This window comes from Brachybacterium tyrofermentans (genome assembly GCF_014897585.1).
Lineage (GTDB): Bacteria > Actinomycetota > Actinomycetes > Actinomycetales > Dermabacteraceae > Brachybacterium > Brachybacterium tyrofermentans.
Genome location: NZ_JABUXW010000003.1, coordinates 1 through 13200, shown reverse-complemented (window position 1 = coordinate 13200; position 13200 = coordinate 1). Strand labels below are relative to the sequence as shown.

Here is a 13200-nt window from a genome sequence, read left to right as displayed (position 1 = left end):
CGATGGCTACTGTGAGCGGTATGGACACACGAGCGGGGGACGGCAGCGCAGGCGACGCGGACTACGGGGAGATCGGCTCCTCGTACTCCAGGTACCGTCGGCCCGACCCGCGGATCGGCGCGGTGATCACAGAGGCGCTCGGGGAGGCGCGCACGGTGCTCAACGTCGGCGCGGGAGCGGGGTCCTATGAGCCGGTTGGCCGTGAGGTGACCGCGGTGGAGCCCTCGGCGGCGATGCGCGCGCAGCGCCCCGCAGACCTGCCCTCCGCAGTGGACGCCACCGCCGAACAGCTGCCCTTCGCCGACGACTCCTTCGATGCCTCGATGGCCACGTTCAGCGTCCACCAATGGCCGGACGTCAGCGCGGGACTGCGCGAGATGCGTCGCGTGACCCGTGGCCCCGTCGTGATCCTGACCTGCGATCCGACCCTGGTCGAGACGTTCTGGGTGCGCGAGTACGCCCCCGAGGTGCTCGCTGTCGAGGCGCGTCGCTATCCTTCGCTGGAGGCACTCGCCGAGGGGCTCGGCGGAAAGGTCTCGAGCAATGTGATGGCGATCCCTCAGGCCTGCACCGACGGGTTCACCGAGGCCTACTACGGCCGCCCGGAGCGTCTGCTCGACGTGGAGGCGCAGCTCGCCTGCTCGGCGTGGAGCTTCGTGGAGCCTGCGGTCATCGCCCGCTTCACTCAGCAGCTCACCGTGGACCTCCTCGAGGGCACCTGGGATGCGAAGCACGGCGAGCTGCGCACCCTTCCGCAGTACGAGGGGTCGCTCGTGCTCGTGGTCTCGGAGGCGTGAGGTGACTCAGGATTCTCCGGCACCGGCACCGGCACCGGCACCGGCACCGGCACCGGCACCGGCCCTGGTGCTGCTCAACGGTGCCCCCGGCAGCGGGAAGTCGACCCTCGCCGCGCTGCTCGCGGCCCAGCGCCCGCTGGCCCTCGCCCTGGACATCGACACGCTCAAGCATTCCCTCGGCGCGTGGGACCAGGATCTCCAGGCCTCCGGGTTGCAGGCCCGACGGCTCGCGGTCGCACTGATCCGGCAGCACCTCGCCGACAGGCATGACGTGATCATCGGGCAGTACCTCGCGCGCACTACGTTCCTCGAGGAGCTCGAGCAGCTCGCCACGGACTGTGGTGCGCGGTTCGTGGAGGCGGCGCTCGTGGTCGACGAGGAGACCCTCGCGCAGCGGCTCGCGGGCCGACGGGCGGCGCCGGACCGTCCCGAGCAGGCGGCGAACGACCGCTTCGTCGGGCCGGCCGACGCCCCGGAACTCGTGCGGTCCATCGAGGTGGTGCTCGCTCAACGTCCCGCGACGCGACGCATCGACGGGCGGCGGAGTCGCGACGACGTGCTCGCGGCTCTTATCGCCCTGCTCAGCGCAGGCTGAGCTCCAGCGCAGCGGCCAGCTGCCGGGGATGGCTGAGCATGGCGCAATGGCAGCCCGGGATCTCCTCGGCCTCGATCCCCAGCCGCTCGCGGGTCACGCGGCGCAGGAAGTCGGCAGGGAAGAAGCGGTCGTCCCGGGCCACGAGGGCGCGGGTCGGCACCTGCGGATGCGCGGCGAGCGGCCAGGGCGCGGCGGAGGATGCGTCGGCCTGCCCGCGGGACCGGCGCATCGCCTCCTGCGCGAGCTCCTCGGGCACCCCGCCCAGGAAGCTGACATAAGGGTCTTCGTTCCCGGTCAGTCCGCCGTCGAGGGCGGCCTGCTCCGCGACGGCGGCCTCGTAGCCCGTGTGCGCCCACCAGCCGGCGGGGCGCTCGCCGGGGGACGGGATCATCGCGGCCACGTAGATGAGTTCGGTGACCGGCAGTCGGTCCGCGATCAGCGGTGCGGTGAAGCCTCCGAAGGAGTGCCCCACGACGACGAGGTCGCGGCGGGCGCCGGGCGACACATCGCGGGCCAGCACATCGCCGGTCGACGCGCCGACAGCCTTCTCCACGGCATCGGCGAACTCCGGCAGCCCGGCGCTCTCATCGTCGCAGGGCAGGTCCGGCGTGATGACCTCGTGGCCGTGCGCGCGCAGCTCCTCGGCCACGAGGTGCCAGGACCAGCCGACGTCGGCCGCCCCGTGGATCAGCACGAATGTGGATGTGGTGGTGCTCGCGGTCATGGCCGTCGGCTCATGTCGGAGTCCTCATGTCGGAGTCCTCATCGTGGAGCCCTCAGTCGCCGAGGATCGCGCCGGTGGAGGCGGACTGCACGAGCTTCACGTACTTGCCCAGCACGCCCTTGGTGAACTTCGGGGGCAGGAGCTCCCAGCCCTCGCGACGGGTCTCGAGCTCGGCCTCGTCGACCAGCAGGTCCAGCGCGCCGGAGCTCACGTCGAGCCGGATGCGGTCGCCGTCGCGCACGAAAGCGATCGGGCCGGCATCCACGGCCTCGGGGGCGATGTGGCCCACGCACAGCCCGGTGGTGCCGCCGGAGAAGCGGCCGTCGGTCATCAGCAGCACGTCCTTCCCCAGGCCCGCCCCCTTGATCGCCCCGGTGATCGCGAGCATCTCGCGCATGCCCGGCCCGCCCTTGGGGCCCTCGTAACGGATCACCACCACGTCACCGTGGGTGATGGTCCCGTCGTTCAGGGCGTCCAGCGCATGCTGCTCGCGCTCGAACACGCGGGCGGTGCCCTCGAAGACGTCCTCCTCGAAGCCGGCGGACTTCACGACCGCCCCCTCGGGGGCGAGCGAGCCGTGCAGGATCGTGATCCCGCCGGTGGGTGCGATCGGCGCCGAGGCCGGCCGCAGCACCTTCCCATCGGCCGGGCGGGGGGCGAGGACCTCGAGGTTCTCCGCGATCGTCCGACCGGTGACGGTGAGGCAGTCGCCGTCCAGCAGGCCCTCGTCCAGCAGAGTCTTCATGACCACCTGGATCCCGCCCACATGGTCGACATCGCTCATCACGTAGCGGCCGTAGGGCTTCAGATCGGCGAGATGGGGGACCTTCGCGCCGATGCGGGCGAAGTCCGCGAGGGTGAGATCCACATCCGCCTCATGGGCGATCGCCAGCAGGTGCAGCACCGCGTTGGTGGAGCCGCCGAAGGCCTGGACCACCGCGATCGCGTTCTCGAACGCGGGCTTGGTCATGATGTCGTGGCTGGTGATGCCCTGCCGGAGCATCTCCACCACGGCCTCGCCCGCGCGGCGGGAGTCGGCATCGCGGCGGCGATCGGCCGACGGGGGAGTCGCGGAGCCAGGGATCGACATCCCGATCGCCTCGGCGGCCGTGGACATGGTGTTGGCCGTGTAGAAACCACCGCAGGCACCCTCGCCCGGGCAGATCGAGCGCTCGATGCGGCCCACGTCCTCGCGGCTCATCAACCCGCGGGCACACGCGCCGACCGCCTCGAAGCCGTCGATGATGGTGACGTCCTTCTCCTCGCCGCTCTCGAAGGTGACGCGGCCGGGCATGATCGTGCCCGCATAGACGAACACGCTGGCCAGGTCCAAGCGCGCGGCGGCCATCAGCATGCCGGGCAGGGACTTGTCGCATCCGGCCAGCAGCACGGAGCCGTCGAGGCGCTCGGCGCTCATCACCGTCTCGACGCTGTCGGCGATGAGATCGCGGGACACCAACGAGTAGTGCATCCCGTCGTGCCCCATGGAGATGCCGTCGGAGACGGAGATGGTGCCGAACTGCAGGGGATAGCCGCCGCCGGAGTGCACACCGTCCTTCGCCGCCTGGGCCAGCCGGTCCAGCGACAGGTTGCAGGGGGTGATCTCGTTCCACGAGCTCGCGATCCCGATCTGGGGCTTGTCCCAGTCCGCATCGCCCATCCCCACCGCGCGGAGCATCCCGCGGGACACCGTGGCGCCGAGCCCGTCGGTGACGGTGCGGCTGCGGGGTTTGATGTCCGGGGCGGAGAACGTGGCGTCGGCGTCGGGGAGAGGGGTCTCTGCGGTGCTGAGGGCGTCGTCGGCGTTCATGGCCCGACTCTATGCCGGGTCCTCGTGGCGGGGAAGGGGCTGCCCCTCGGCGGGCATGGGCCGAGGGGCAGGGCGATCCTGCAGGTGCAGGCCCGGACCGGGGAATGCCCGGGGCGGGCGCCGGTTCAGCGGATCCGCGCGCCCTCCCCGATCCGCGTGTAGCGGCTCAGCTGGGTGACGTGCTCCGGCGTGAGGTCCTTCAGGGTCGGGACCTGCAGCAGCTTCATCGTCCGCTCCACCTCGTCGGAGAGGATCTCGATGGTGCGGTCCACGCCCTCGCGGCCTCCGGCCATCAGGCCGTAGAGATAGGCGCGGCCGATCAGGGTGAAGTCGGCTCCCAGTGCGATCGCGGCGACGATGTCGGCGCCGCTGCGGATACCCGTGTCCAGGATGATCTCGAGGTCGCTGCCCACCTCGCGGGCCACCTGGGGCAGCAGATGGAAGGGCACCGGAGCGCGGTCCAGCTGGCGACCGCCGTGGTTGGACAGCACGATCGCATCGACCCCGAGGTCGGCGAGCCGCTTCGCGTCCTCGAGGGTCTGGACGCCCTTGACGGCCAGCTTGCCCGGCCACATCGCGCGGATCTCCGCGAGATCGTCGAAGCTGATCGTCGGGTCCATCGCGGAGTCGATCAGCTCGCCGACCGTGCCGCCGGTGGACGAGAGGGACGCGAACTCGAGCTTCGCCGTGGTGAGGAAGTCCCACCACCACCAGGGCCTCGGGAGCGCGTCGAGCACCGTGCCGACGCTCAGCTGCGGCGGGATCGAGAAGCCGTTGCGGGTGTCGCGCAGGCGCGCCCCGCCCACAGGGGTGTCGACCGTGAAGAACAGGGTGTCGAAGCCGGCGGCGGCTGCACGCTCGACGAGCCCGTAGGAGACCTCTCGCTGCCTCATCACGTAGAGCTGGAACCAGTTGCGGCCCATCGGGTTCGCGGCCTTGACGTCCTCGATTGAGGTGGTCCCGAGCGTGGAGAGGGTGAACGGGATCCCGGCAGCGCCGGCCGCGCCCGCGCCGGCGGTCTCGCCCTCGGTCTGCATCAGGCGGGTGAAGCCCGTCGGGGCGATGCCGAACGGCTGGGAGGAGCTGCCTCCGAGGATCTGGGTGGTGGTGTCCACGTGGGAGACGTCGTTGAGGATCGCGGGATGGAACTCGATGTCCTGGAAGGCCTCGACGGAACGCTGCATCGAGATCTCGCCCTCGGCGGCACCGTCGGTGTAGTCGAAGGCAGCAGCCGGCGTGCGGCGCTTCGCGACCTTTCGCAGATCGTCGATGGTCAGTGCCGAGGAGAGTCGGCGATGCTTCGGATCGAGGTCGAGCTTCTTGAACTTCATGAGCTCGAGGAGCTCGGCGGGACGGGGGACCTGGCGCTTGACCAAGGGGTGCTCCTTCACGAGAGACGGTCGATGGGTGGCAGTGGATGTCAGGGGGTTGTCAGCGGGCCGGCAGGGGCTGGCAGTGCGGGGCAGTGGGTGGTGGCGGGTCAGAGCGTGGGGATCATCCATGAGAGCACGGTGGACTGCAGGCCGACCAGGAGGCACAGGCCGGCGAGCATCCCAAGGCTCCACCAGATGACCTTGCGGAAGATGGCGGACTCCTGCCCGAGCAGCCCGACGGCGGTGGCCGCGATCGTGAGGTTCTGGGGGCTGATCATCTTGCCCACCACACCACCGGAGGTGTTGGCCGCGACGAGGAGCGCCGGATCCAGGCCGGCCTTCTCGGCGGCGGTCTGCTGCAGCGTGGCGAACAGGGCGTTGGCGCTGGTGTCGGATCCGGTGACCGCGGTGCCCAGCCAGCCGAGGATCGGGGAGAGGAAGGCGAAGGCGGCGCCGGTGCCGGCGATCCAGGTGCCGATGGTGATCGTCTGCCCGGACAGGTTCATCACGTAGGCCAGGGCGAGGACCGAGGCGACCGTGAGGATCGAGTAGCGGAGCTTGACGAGGTTGGTGAGGTAGACGTCCGCGGCGTCGCGGAGGGACAGGCGGTAGACGATCGCGACGATGATGCCGGTGATCAGCAGCAGCGTGCCGGGGGAGGAGAGCCACTGGAAGGCGTAGACCGTGCTGCCGGCGAGCTCGCCATCGGCGGTGAGCACCTGGCCGTCCAGGCCCGGCCAGGGGATCTTGATGTCGGTGGCCGCGAGGGCGGAGCTCAGCACCGGGATCAGCTTCGAGGCCGAGAAGATCGCGATCACCAGCAGGTAGGGGAACAGCGCCATGAGCACGCGGCCCGGGGTGAGACGGACGTCGGTGCGCGCCGTGGTGGCCACGGCGCCTCCCGCGGAGCCGGTGTCCACCGGTCCGGCCTGCTCGGTCTCGCGCTCGCCGCGCATCTTCTCCAGGGCGTCCTTGCCTCCCTCGGGCGTCCAGAACTGGAGCATGATCACGGCGGCGGCGAGGCCGGCGAGCGACGCGATGATGTCGGTCAGCTCGACGGAGATGAAGTTCGAGGAGACGAACTGGCTGATGGCGAAGGTGAGCCCGACCACGAGGGCGAGCGGCCACAGCTGCTTCACGCCGCGCTTCCCATCCACGAGGAAGACCAGGAACAGCGGGACGACCGCGGCGAAGAACGGGGCCTGGTGCCCGATGATCGCGCCGATGTGCTGGTAGGGGATCCCGGTGAGGTTGCCGGCGGTGATGATCGGGATGGCGATCGCGCCGAAGGCCACCGGGGCCGTGTTGGCCAGGAGCACCACGGTCGCGGCGCGCATCGCGGTGAAGCCGACGGCCATCAGCATCACGCCGGTGATCGCGACGGGGGCGCCGAAGCCCGCGAGCGCCTCGAGCAGGCCGCCGAAGCAGAACGCGATGATGATCGCCTGCACGCGCGGATCGTCGGAGATCGCGTCGATGACCAGGCGCAGATCCTCGAAGCGACCGCTGCGCACGGTCAGCTCGTACAGCCAGATCGCGTTCAGGACGATCCACATGATCGGGAACAGGCCGAAGGCGAGGCCCTCGGTGGCGGAGAGGGCCACGAGGTCCACCGGCATGCCGTAGGCGACGGCGGCGACCAGCATCGCGACGACGAGCGCGGCCAGGCCGGCCCAGTGGGCCTTCCAGCGCAGCACGCCGAGCGTGAGGAAGATGGTCAGCAGCGGAAGCAGCGCGACGAGCGAGGACAGCGTCAAGCTGCCTGCCAGGGGTGCGAGGTCAGGGGTGTACATGGGAACCTCCGACACACATCAGCCGCGGTGCTGCACAGCATCGCCGTCGATGTCGTGCCTTGTGAGTCGGTGGGAACGGGGATCGGTGGGGACGCGAGCCTATGGGAGCGTGCATCGGCGGGGACGCGAAGCGATGGGAACGTGCGTCGGTGGGAACAGGGGTGGCAGACCGCGCTGTGGTCTGACCACATGATGGATGGGTTGAATGTTAGGCGCTGGAGCGTCGCGGAGCAAGATCCCGAGAGCTTGCCGGCCTCACCTGTGCTAGAACGGGTCAATGGTCGACATGGCGAACAACGATGAGGTCCGACCGCACAGAGGGCGTGCCACCGGCGCGGATGCCGCGTGGGCCCCGGTCACCCGCAGCAGCACCTACGAGCTGGTGATCGACGCGATCGAGGACCAGATCATGACCGGCGCGCTCGTGGTCGGGGACCTGCTGCCGCCGGAACGTGAGCTCGCCTCCCGGCTCCGGGTGAGCCGGGCGGGGGTGCGCGAGGCGATCCGGGTGCTCGAGGCCTACGGGGTGCTGCGCTCCGAGGTCGGATCCGGTCGAGGGGCCGGAACGTTCGTCTCCGCGCTGCCCAGCGCGGCCCTGGAGCAGTTCCTCCGGCTTCATGTCGCCCTGTCGAACTTCCGTCTCGAGGAGGTCATCGAGGCGAGGATCCTGCTGGAGCGGACCAGCGCCTCGCTCGCCGCGGAGCGCGTCGACGCAGCCGCCCTGGCCGAGCTCGAGCGGCTGCTGGCGGTGATGGACGCACCCGACGTGAGCCGGGAGGCCTTCAACGACGCCGACACCGCCTTCCACGTCGCGATCGCCCGGGCCGGGGGCAACGCGCTGTTCTCCGATATGACCGGGGCGATCCGCGCCTCCCTGCGCGCCCCGATCCTGGAGGCGTTCACCAAGGTCGCGACGTGGGAGGACATCGCGGGCACCCTCCGCGAGCAGCATCATGGGATCTTCCGGGCGATCGCGGACGGCCGGGCCGACGAGGCGGCGGAGCTGACCGCCACCCACATCCGCGCCGCCTCGGACATGCTGCCGGACCTGTCCACCGACTGACCGTCCATCGACTGGCTGTGCACCGACTGGCTGCCCACTGACCGGCTGCCGACTGACTGGCTGCCCACCGACTGGCTGCCCACCGGCCGGCCCGTCCCGCGAACGCGACGGCGCCCCGACCGGACGACGAGGCGCCGGGCGGCCGGGCGGGGCACCGGACAGCGCGCTCAGACCCTGGGGACCTGACGCTCGTCCGGTCCGTCGTAGGCAGACAGCGGACGGATCAGGGAGTTCGCGGCGCGCTGCTCCATGATGTGCGCGGTCCACCCGGTCACGCGGGCGGCGATGAACAGCGGCGTGAACATCTCCGTGTCGAAGCCCATCAGGTGATAGGTGGGGCCGGCCGGATAGTCCAGGTTCGGCTTGATGGCCTTCGCCTCGTCCATGGACTGCTCCAGCCCGTCGTACAGCCCCAGGATCTCGGAACGCCCGGCGTAGGCGATCATCGCATCCATCGACGCCTTCATGGTCGGTACCCGTGAGTCGCCGTGCTTGTAGACGCGGTGCCCGAAGCCCATGATCTTCTTCTTCTGCGCGAGGGCATCGTCCATCCAGGCCTTCGCCCGGGCGCGGGCCTCTTCCTGGGACTCCTCGGGCCGGATGCCGATCTCGTCGAAGGTGTGCATCACGGCCTCGTTCGCTCCGCCGTGCAGGGGGCCCTTGAGCGCACCGATCGCGCCGGTCACCGCGGAGTGCAGATCGGCCAGGGTCGAGGTGATCACCCGGGCGGTGAAGGTCGAGGCGTTGAAGGAGTGCTCGGCGTACAGCACCATCGAGACCCGGAAGGCGTCGGCCACCTCGTCGGCCGGCTCCTCGCCGAAGGTCATCCACAGGAAGTTCCGGGAGTAGTCCAGGTCCTCCCGCGGCGGGATCGGCTCCGTGGGGCCGCCGGCCCGACGACGACGCTGTTCATAAGCGACCACCGCCGGCAGCTTCGCGAACAGCACCTTCGCCTTCTCCAGCTCGGCCTCCGGCGAGGAGTCCTGCGCGGTGGGATCCAGCGCCCCGAGCACGGAGACCGCGGTGCGCACCGCGTCCATCGGATGGCACGTGGTGGGCAGCGAGTCCATCGCCGCCTTCACCTCGGGGTCCAGGGCGCGATGGGAGCGCTCGTGGCGGGTCGCTGCGGCGACCTCCTCGGCGGCGGGGAGCTCCCCGGTCCACAGCAGATGCGCCACGGCCTCGAAGGACTGTGTGGCGGCCAGCTCGGGGACGGGGTATCCCCGGTAGAGGAGGGAATTGGTCTCCGGGTTGACCTTGGAGACGGCGGTGACGTCGGCGACGACTCCGTTCAGTCCCTTGCGGATCTCGGTGGTCTCGTTCATGTCTCGCTCCTGGGGTCGACGTCGGTGTCGGGCGCGTACTGGTGGGACGTGCTCAGGGGTGGGAGGTGGGCACCTCGACATCGAAGACCGAGGCGTCGAAGCGGTTGTAGCCCTCGTAGTCCACCAGCTCGTAGAGCCTGGCGCGAGTGAGCATCTCATCCACCTGCGAGGCCTGGGTACCCTCCGAAAGGAGCGTCTCCAGCACCCGCTCTGCGGCGCCCATCGCGGCGCGCAGCAGCGTGACCGGGTAGATCACCATCGCCACGCCCGTCTCGGCCAGCTGGTCGCGTGTGAAGAGGTCGGACTTGCCGAACTCCGTCATGTTCGCCAGCACGGGCACGTCCAGGGCGGCGCAGACCTGCTCGAACTCCGAGAGGTCCGCGAGGGCCTCAGGGAAGACCGCGTCGGCCCCGGCATCGACCAGGGCCTTCATCCGTTCGATCGCGGCGTCCAGCCCGGAGGTGGCGCGCAGGTCGGTGCGGGCCATCACCAGGAATCCGTCGTCCCGGCGTCCGTCGGCCGCGGCCCGGATCCGCTGGGTCGCAGTCTCCAGATCCACCATGGACTTGCCGTCGAGATGACCGCAGCGCTTGGGGTTGACCTGGTCCTCGATGTGGCAGCCGGCCAGGCCCGCATCCTCGAGCTCCTGGATGGTGCGGGCCACGTTCATCGGTTCGCCGAAGCCGGTGTCGGCGTCGATCAGGCATGGCAGGTCGGTGGCGGCGGCGATCTGTCGGCCGCGGGTGGCCACTTCGCTGAGCGTGGTCAGTCCGATATCGGGCAGGGCGAGCTCGTTGGCGATCACCGCCCCGGAGATGTACGCACCGGGGAAGCCCTTCTCCTGGATCAGCTTCGCGGAGAGCGGCGTGAAGGCCCCGGGGAAGGGCTGGGCCGCTCCCGGTTCGAGCAGGGCGCGCAGGTCCTGGCGCTTCTGTGCGGGGGTCCTGGTGGAGTTCAGCATCAGAAGAGTCCCTTGGGTCCGGTGGCGAGGTCGACGATGCCGGCAGCGGCGCGGACGTTGAGCTGTCCGAGCTCTCCGGCGGCGAGGTCCGGCAGGTTCGCCGCGGTCTCCAGGAAGCGGTCGATCTCCGCGTCGTCCACGAGCCCGTCGGCCAGCGAGCGGAACTTCTCGATGTACTGCGCCCGGGCGAAGGGCCGGGCGCCGAGCGGATGGGCGTCCGCCACAGCGATGCTGTCCTCGATGACGGTGCCGTCGGTGAGAGTGATGCGCACGTCGCCGCCGAAGGCCTTCTCCTGCAGGTCCAGGGAGTGGTAGCGCCGGGTCCACTCCGCATCCTCCTGCGTGGTGACCTTGTGCCACAGCGCGACGGTGTCGCGGCGACCGGCGCGCTCCGGCGCGTAGGAGCGCTCGTGATGCCAGGTCCCGTCCTGCAGGGCGACGGCGACGATGTACGGGATCGAATGGTCCAGCGTCTCGCGGGAGGCGGTGGGCTCGTACTTCTGCGGGTCGTTGGCCCCGGAGCCGATCACGAAGTGCGTGTGATGGGAGGTGCGGATCAGGATCGAGTCGACCTTCTCCGGATCGCCGGCCTCCGGGTGCTCGGTGTGCAGGCGGCGGGCGAGGTCGATCCACGCCTGGGCCTGGTACTCCGCCGAGTGCTCCTTGGTGTACGTGTCCAGGATCGCGCGCTTGGCCTCGCCGGGCGCCGGCAGCGGGACCGTGTAGCGGGCGTCCGGGCCGTCCAGCAGCCACGCGATGACGCCGTCCTCGCCCTCGTAGATCGGGACCGGGGAGGTCTGCCCGCGCATCGCGCGGTCGACGGACTCGACGGCCATCTTCCCGGCGAACGCGGGGGCATGGGCCTTCCAGGTCGAGATCTCGCCCTTGCGCGACTGCCGAGTGGCAGTGGTGGTATGCAGTGCCTGCCCGATGGCCTGGAACACCGTCTCGGTGTCCAGTCCCAGCAGGGTCCCGATCCCGGCGGCGGCCGACGGGCCCAGGTGCGCGACGTGGTCGATCTTGTGGGCGTGCAGGCTGATGGCCCGCACCAGATCGACCTGCAGCTCGTAGCCGGTGGCGACGGCCCGTACGAGGTCATGTCCGGAGCCGCCCGCGTGCTCGCCGACGGCGAGGATCGGCGGGATGTTGTCCCCGGGATGGGAGTACTCCGCGGCCAGGAAGGTGTCGTGGTAGTCGAGCTCGCGCACGGCCACGCCGTTGGCCCACGCCGCCCATTCGGGGGAGCTCTTCTCGGCGATCCCGACGATGCTCGCGCCGCTGCCGCCGGTAGCGACCGGATGGCTGAGAGCCTGCGAACGGGCCGAGACGATGGGTGCTCGGTTCAGGGAGGCGACGGCGACTGAGGCGTTGTCGATGACGCGGTTGATGATCATCTCCTGCACCTCGGTCTCGACCTCGACCGGGTCCGTGGCGACCTCGGCCATGGCCCAGGCCAGCTGGTCCGGTCGGGCCAGGTTCTCGTCGGAGCGGTGGGTGCGGACGTCGTGGTTCCTCATGCGGTGGTCTCCTTCAACGGCGCGGTATAGCTCCGGCCTGGGTCGGTGACGGCGTCTGGTGGGGGTGTCGTGCTGTCGGGGTCGGTGCGGAGATGGGCGAGCGCCTGCTGCAGGTGCACGACGGTTGCGGCCGCGGCGAGCTCCGGGTTGCCGTCGGCGATGGCGCGGGCGATCGCGGCGTGCTCACGGGCGGTCTCCGCGAGGCGCGCGGGGGAGTGACGGGAGAGCCGGCGGAGTCGCGCCAGGTGGACCCGCACCCCGCGCAGCGAGTCCGCGAGATAGGCGTTGCCGCAGCTGGAGTCCACGGCGAGATCCAGTTCCTGGGTCAGCGCGTAGTAGTCGGTGGGATCGGCGCCCTGTGACAAGGGGGAGATCGCGCGGTCGAAGGTGCCTGCGAGGTCTGCGAACCGGTCGTGCGCCGCAGGGTCGTCCGCCGCGGTCTCGGCGGCACGGCGTACGGCCAGCACTTCGAGGGCGATCCGCAGATCGAACAGCTTTCCCGCGTCGGCGAGGGAGGCTGCGGTGACCACCATTCCGCGCCCTGCGGAGGGGGCGGCCAGGCCATCGGCGACCAGCCGGCCCAGGGCCTCGCGCAGGGGTGTGCGGGAGATTCCGAGGCGGGCGGATTGCTCGATCTCGCCCAGCACGGTCCCGGGCTCGAGGGTGCCTTGGAGGATGTCCTCACGGAGGGTGCGGTAGGCCCGGTCGCTTGCTCGCATAGGATCACTGTATACACACGGGTGATTATCGTGTTCACTCTCAGCCTTGCTGGCTGCAGGTGACCGGATATATGTATACAGACGAGGCGCTGTGCCCGGTGGCGCTGCCGCGTGACGGTGCCGGGTCAGATGGTGCGGTGCGTCGCGTGAGGGTCCTGGATGCCTTCGGTGTCGGCAGTGCGCTCGGGGATCCAGGGGTCCTCGCCGTTGTTGACCGGGACGTCACCATCGACCAGGCGCGATTCGAGGGACTTGGAGTAGACCGGCACGGGCTCGGAGGCGACCTCGATGCTGCCGGCGATGTCCTGCCAGGGTCCGCCATCGACGGCGAACTGACCGGTGAAGGTGGTGGTGAGGGTGATGTCGAACCAGCCCTCGGTGCTGTACGTGCCCGAGACGACCTCGGAGGGGTACGGCTTGCCGGGGTTGTCCGTGGTGATCGTGTTCCCGTCGCCGAGGTCCCACTCGCCTCGGGCTTTCATCGTTGAGGTGTCCGAGGGGTGGGTCGTGATGGGTGAAGGTG

12 protein-coding genes are annotated in these 13200 nt (G+C 70.1%); 3 read left to right on the top strand and 9 right to left on the bottom strand.

Annotated elements, in window-relative coordinates; genetic code table 11:
• Positions 1-20 precede the first annotated feature (20 nt).
• Both INT49_RS02560 and INT49_RS02555 read left to right on the top strand, forming a co-directional pair.
• Positions 21-797: a class I SAM-dependent methyltransferase gene (locus INT49_RS02560; RefSeq protein WP_193116158.1), complete on the top strand. Its 777-nt coding sequence runs from the start codon at positions 21-23 to the stop codon at positions 795-797.
• Between the two features lies 1 nt (position 798).
• Positions 799-1392, top strand: a complete 594-nt coding sequence (locus INT49_RS02555; RefSeq protein WP_319021480.1) for an AAA family ATPase — start codon at positions 799-801, stop codon at positions 1390-1392.
• On the opposite strand, the gene INT49_RS02550 is transcribed toward INT49_RS02555, so the two are convergent.
• From INT49_RS02550 to INT49_RS02535, 4 genes are all read right to left on the bottom strand, one after another.
• Positions 1379-2116: an alpha/beta fold hydrolase gene (locus INT49_RS02550; protein ID WP_193116156.1), complete on the bottom strand. Its 738-nt coding sequence runs from the start codon at positions 2114-2116 to the stop codon at positions 1379-1381. The genes INT49_RS02555 and INT49_RS02550 overlap by 14 nt on opposite strands.
• A 52-nt stretch (positions 2117-2168) precedes the next feature.
• Positions 2169-3926 (bottom strand): dihydroxy-acid dehydratase, encoded by a 1758-nt coding sequence (gene ilvD / locus INT49_RS02545; RefSeq protein ID WP_226849654.1) that lies wholly within the window; start codon positions 3924-3926, stop codon positions 2169-2171.
• A gap of 125 nt (positions 3927-4051) precedes the next feature.
• Positions 4052-5302: an alpha-hydroxy acid oxidase gene (locus tag INT49_RS02540; RefSeq protein ID WP_193116155.1), complete on the bottom strand. Its 1251-nt coding sequence runs from the start codon at positions 5300-5302 to the stop codon at positions 4052-4054.
• 104 nt (positions 5303-5406) lie between these two features.
• Positions 5407-7092 (bottom strand): L-lactate permease, encoded by a 1686-nt coding sequence (locus tag INT49_RS02535; protein ID WP_193116154.1) that lies wholly within the window; start codon positions 7090-7092, stop codon positions 5407-5409.
• Between the two features lie 286 nt (positions 7093-7378).
• On the opposite strand from INT49_RS02535, the gene INT49_RS02530 reads away from it, so the two are divergent.
• Positions 7379-8155, top strand: coding sequence for a FadR/GntR family transcriptional regulator (locus INT49_RS02530; protein WP_226849653.1), 777 nt, complete (start codon positions 7379-7381; stop codon positions 8153-8155).
• A 167-nt stretch (positions 8156-8322) separates the two neighbouring features.
• Here the strand turns inward: INT49_RS02530 and INT49_RS02525 are convergent, their stop codons facing one another.
• The 5 genes from INT49_RS02525 to INT49_RS02505 form a co-directional block, all read right to left on the bottom strand.
• Entirely contained in the window at positions 8323-9480 is a 1158-nt protein-coding gene (locus tag INT49_RS02525; protein WP_193116152.1) for a bifunctional 2-methylcitrate synthase/citrate synthase, read from the bottom strand.
• Positions 9481-9532: 52 nt separating this feature from the next.
• Entirely contained in the window at positions 9533-10441 is a 909-nt protein-coding gene (prpB, locus tag INT49_RS02520; protein WP_193116151.1) for a methylisocitrate lyase, read from the bottom strand.
• A complete protein-coding gene (locus INT49_RS02515; protein WP_193116150.1) occupies positions 10441-11958 on the bottom strand; it encodes an MmgE/PrpD family protein in 1518 nt (505 codons plus the stop codon). The genes prpB and INT49_RS02515 overlap by 1 nt, the downstream gene beginning before the upstream one ends.
• Entirely contained in the window at positions 11955-12677 is a 723-nt protein-coding gene (locus INT49_RS02510; RefSeq protein WP_193116149.1) for a GntR family transcriptional regulator, read from the bottom strand. Before INT49_RS02510 ends, INT49_RS02515 begins: the two co-directional genes overlap by 4 nt.
• 125 nt (positions 12678-12802) lie before the next feature.
• Positions 12803-13189, bottom strand: a complete 387-nt coding sequence (locus INT49_RS02505; protein ID WP_319021498.1) for a hypothetical protein — start codon at positions 13187-13189, stop codon at positions 12803-12805.
• Positions 13190-13200: the final 11 nt, after the last annotated feature.

Bases quoted from the DNA above. Each gene is read 5' to 3' on its own strand.
- INT49_RS02560 (WP_193116158.1), top strand. From the start codon at position 21: ATGGACACACGAGCGGGGGACGGCAGCGCAGGCGACGCGGACTACGGG.
- INT49_RS02550 (WP_193116156.1), bottom strand. From the start codon at position 2,116: ATGACCGCGAGCACCACCACATCCACATTCGTGCTGATCCACGGGGCG.
- ilvD (WP_226849654.1), bottom strand. From the start codon at position 3,926: ATGAACGCCGACGACGCCCTCAGCACCGCAGAGACCCCTCTCCCCGAC.
- INT49_RS02535 (WP_193116154.1), bottom strand. From the start codon at position 7,092: ATGTACACCCCTGACCTCGCACCCCTGGCAGGCAGCTTGACGCTGTCC.
- INT49_RS02530 (WP_226849653.1), top strand. From the start codon at position 7,379: ATGGCGAACAACGATGAGGTCCGACCGCACAGAGGGCGTGCCACCGGC.
- INT49_RS02525 (WP_193116152.1), bottom strand. From the start codon at position 9,480: ATGAACGAGACCACCGAGATCCGCAAGGGACTGAACGGAGTCGTCGCC.
- prpB (WP_193116151.1), bottom strand. From the start codon at position 10,441: ATGCTGAACTCCACCAGGACCCCCGCACAGAAGCGCCAGGACCTGCGC.
- INT49_RS02515 (WP_193116150.1), bottom strand. From the start codon at position 11,958: ATGAGGAACCACGACGTCCGCACCCACCGCTCCGACGAGAACCTGGCC.
- INT49_RS02510 (WP_193116149.1), bottom strand. From the start codon at position 12,677: ATGCGAGCAAGCGACCGGGCCTACCGCACCCTCCGTGAGGACATCCTC.